Source organism: Microbacterium sp. Soil_C_42 (genome assembly GCF_057656735.1).
This window is the reverse complement of the sequence record NZ_JBDGJU010000074.1, coordinates 1-3,855: the sequence shown is the minus strand read 5'-3', so window position 1 is coordinate 3,855 and position 3,855 is coordinate 1. Positions and strand designations below refer to the sequence as shown.

3 protein-coding genes are annotated in these 3,855 nt (G+C 69.8%); 1 reads left to right on the top strand and 2 read right to left on the bottom strand.

Features of this window, described 5'->3' with window-relative positions:
* Window positions 1-175 precede the first annotated feature (175 nt).
* Window positions 176-397, bottom strand: coding sequence for a hypothetical protein (locus AC3A46_RS19340; RefSeq protein WP_487666679.1), 222 nt, complete (start codon window positions 395-397; stop codon window positions 176-178).
* Window positions 398-647: 250 nt separating this feature from the next.
* Between AC3A46_RS19340 and AC3A46_RS19335 the strand changes: the two genes are divergently transcribed.
* Window positions 648-3,179, top strand: coding sequence for a helicase associated domain-containing protein (locus tag AC3A46_RS19335; RefSeq protein ID WP_487666678.1), 2,532 nt, complete (start codon window positions 648-650; stop codon window positions 3,177-3,179).
* Between the two features lie 123 nt (window positions 3,180-3,302).
* Here AC3A46_RS19335 and AC3A46_RS19330 read toward each other — a convergent pair.
* Window positions 3,303-3,855, bottom strand: a 553-nt coding sequence (locus AC3A46_RS19330; RefSeq protein ID WP_487666677.1) for a hypothetical protein, incomplete at its 5' end; no start/stop codon positions are given.

Sequence of the window (3,855 nt, the reverse complement as noted above, 5' to 3'; positions counted from 1 at the left end):
CGCAAGCGCCGGCCCGGTGGCGCTGACGCGCCACCAGATGTCCGCGCTTGCGCGGACATCGAAGGGGTGTCCGCTGACGCTCCCACCCCTTCAGGTCCTTCCGGCTCTGCCTCCAGGACCAGGCTCGCTGTCGCTGGCCGGCTGGCGGCGGTGGGGTGGCTTGCCGTTGTGCTCGTCATTCCCAATAGCAGCCGCTGATGTAGGTGCTCGACAGGGTCGCGGTCCGTTCGTCGATCTGGACGTCCCAGCGGGCGGCGGCCTCGGCGTATGCGGCTTCCACCTCTTCGGACGGCCGGCAGCAGTGGGTTGCCACCACTTCCTCCCACACCATGCGGATCCTGGCTGCTTCCTCTACCAGATGCAGAAGGCGTGTCGTGTCCTGTGCACTGCGCTGCATGGCACTCCCCCATCGGTGTGTCGGCGCATCCATCGTCTACGGGTGACCCGCAGGTGCGCTAGAGACCGCTCGTTTCCGGTACGGAATCTGGTGATGTCTTGTTCCGGACGCCGTCGTGGGTGTAAGCGCGGTACAGTCGTCAGTGTGCATCACATTATAGATGGTGTGTGTAGCTGTGTAGGATCCCGAAAACATCGCTATCCCCTCCCCGGCGGGTCTGTCCGCCGCTTCGAGTTCAGCGGAGTGCCGAGTGCAGAAGTCTGGTGACATCGTGCTGCGTCCTCACCAGGAGGAGGCGGTGGAGGCGATTGTCCGGGGGCTGGATATTCCGCCGGGGAAGCGGATTCCGGAGGCTGGTCTGCGGGCGACGGTGGTGGCGGCGTGTGGGACCGGGAAGACTTTCATCGCCGCTGCGGCAGCGCTGCGGCTTGCCCGGCACGGGCGGGTCCTGGTGCTGCTGCCGACGCTCGATCTGCTGACGCAGACGGTGCGGGAGTGGCGGCTGGTCGGGCACAGCGGGCCGGCTGTCGCCGTGTGTTCGATGGAGGACGACCCGCAGCTGTGGCAGCTCGACGTGCGGACCACGACGTCGGCCCCGCAGCTGGGGCTCTGGCACGGGCGCGGCCAGGTGACGGTGTACGCGACGTACGCGTCGCTGCCCGTGATCGCCGAGGCCCACGAAGGCGCGTACGGGCTGCCGATGGACGTCTTCGACCTGGTGATTGTCGACGAGGCGCACCGTACCTCGGGGTCGGCGGGGAAGGCCTGGGCGGACGTCCACCGCCAGGAAGTCATCCCCGCCATGCGCCGGCTGTACATGACCGCGACACCAAGGGTCTGGATGGAGCGGGCGCCGCGGTCCCGGGCTCAGGAGCGGGAGCAGGAGGAGGCCCGCCGGCGCGCGGCGGAGGAGCGTCGGGAGCGGGAGGAGGCCGAGGCGGAGGGGCGGGTGTGGGTGGCCCGGCCGCGGTGGGACCGGCTGCCGAAGGAGCTCGCGTGCTCGATGGACGATCCGACGGTGTTCGGGCCTGTTGTTTATGAACTTTCGCTTGCTTCGGCTATTTCCCGGGGGCTTTTGGCGAAGTATCAGATTGTCGTGGCGGAACTCACCGACCCTGTCGTCACTCCACAGCGGCTGAACAGCGAGGAGCGGTACGAGGAGCAGTTGCGGGGGCAGCGGCTCGCGGCGACGCAGACCGCGTTGCTGGAGACGATGGCGGCGTACGGGTTGCAGACGACCATCACGTTCCACCACCGGACCGTGGAGGCGGAGGCCTTCGCGGCAGGTCTGGAGCGGGTCGCCTCGCGGCTGCACGCCGTCGACCCGGGGCGGCATCCCGAGCGAGTGTGGGCCGGGTGGCTGTGCGGGGAACACGAAGGCTCCCACCGGCAGTCGGTCCTCGCGGACTTCGGCCGCAGGGCCGGGCGCGCCGTGCTCAGTAACTGCCGAGTCCTGGGCGAAGGCGTCGATATCAGAAGCGTGGACTCAGTAGCCCTTGTCGACCCCAAGGGATCAGCCGTCGACATCGTCCAGGCCATCGGCCGTGCCCTGCGGCAGAAGCCTGGTGAAGGGAAGATGGCCACGCTCATCGTGCCCGTCTTTTTGCGGGAAGGCGAAAAGCCTGAGGAAATGCTTTCGTCGGATTCCTACCGGCCGCTGGTGCGTGTTCTGGCGGGATTGCGGGCGCATGACGAAAAGGCCGTGGAAATGCTTGCTATTCCTCAGGCGAATCAGAAGAGGATCGTGGATCCGTCGCGGCCGGTCGGGGAGGTGCCGGAGGAGGGTGAGGAGGAGTCGCGGCTGCTTCTCCGCTTCGCGGCCCCGCGGGACCCGGCGCTGATCGCGAAGTGGATCAACTACCAGGTCATCAACACCGAGCGCCAGGACTGGCGTCGGGGCGCAGAGGCCGCGTACCGGTACCGGCAGCGGGAAGGGGATCTGGAGGTCCCGTACGAACACGTCGAGACCGCGGGGGCGTTCCCGCTCGGCAGGTGGCTGTCGGACCAGCGGCGCGCGTACCGGGCCGGGACGATGACCGGGGAGCGGGCGGCCGAGCTGGAGGGGCTCGGCATCGTGTGGGACACCGCCGACGCCGGCTTCGAGGCCAACCTCGGCGCGGCGCGCGCCTACCACGACCTCCACGGCACCCTCGCCGCGCCGCGGGGCGCGGCGATCATGGACGTCCAGGTCGGACAGTGGCTCACCAACATCCGCCGCCCCGGCGGGCTCGGGAAAGACCCCGTACGCGCCGCACGGCGGGCCGCTCAGCTGGCCGCGATCGACCCGGACTGGAACCCGAGGACGCTGGGATGGACGGTGGACTGGCAACGCCACTACACCTACCTCACCCAACTCCTCACCGACGGCGCGCGACCGGCCGCGATCGTCCCCGGCGTGACCCGGCACGGCGAGGACATCGGACGCTGGCTCGCTTCGCAACGACGGGACTTCAGCAAGCTGAACGAGGAGCAGCAGCGCAGGCTCGCCACACTCGGCGTGAAGCCAAAGGCGGTCGGACGGGCCCGCAAGACGGCGGCGAAGACGACCACGGCCACCGGGCCACGCACGGGCAGTCCCGCGTTCCAGAAAGGCCTCCAAGCCCTCCAGCGATACATCGCGCGAGAAGGCGGGATACCGGGACGGGCCGTCGTCGAGCGGCTGCCCGACGGGACGGAGCACCGCACCGGCATCTGGCTCGGCAACCAGAAAACCCGCCGCCACAAACTCGACCAGACACAGCTTCGGGCGCTCGCCGACCTCGGCGTGGAGTGGGCGCGGTAAGGGCGCGGCCCGGGAGGACCGTGCGGGTCTCGCCCGCAGGAGCCGGGGCCAACTCAGCGCCCCGGCCCCGACTAGGGCCTGTCTTTCGGATCAAGCCGGGTCAGCCCGCGCGGGCCGAGCGGATCACGCGGCTCTCGACCTGCGAGCACCCTGGCCGTCACCCGCAGGCCGCGTCAGCGTGCGCTGGACGAACTCCCTGCCGGCTCGGCGGGTCGGTTCGGGCAGCTGGTGCGCGAGGATGTTGCGAATCCGTTTGCTCTGGTGAGTCGGACGACCTCTCTCGTCGTCGAAGAGGACGGCCAGAACGGCTTCCACGTCCCTGCTCAGTGCGGCTTCCACCTCGCTGCTCACTGCTGCACTGGTGCCCGATGACCCTACGACCCGCTCGTAGGCCGTGGCCCACCGATCGGCCAGACGGTCGGTCAGGCCGCAGGCGGTCAGGAAGGCGACGCACTGCTGGCGGCTGGCCGGCAGCGCCTCCCGGTTGACGATCCGCGCGGCCGAACTGACCGCCAGCAGGTGGGCGCCGCCCGCCCGCTCCTGGATCCGGCGCAGCGGCGGGGCCCCGGCTCTCTCGTAGAAGTACTCCATCGCCTCGCTCAGAGCCCCGCGCGTGGTCATGAGTTCCGGCGCCCCGGGCCGGCGCAGCCGGGCGAGACGGCCGCGGTCGGCGACA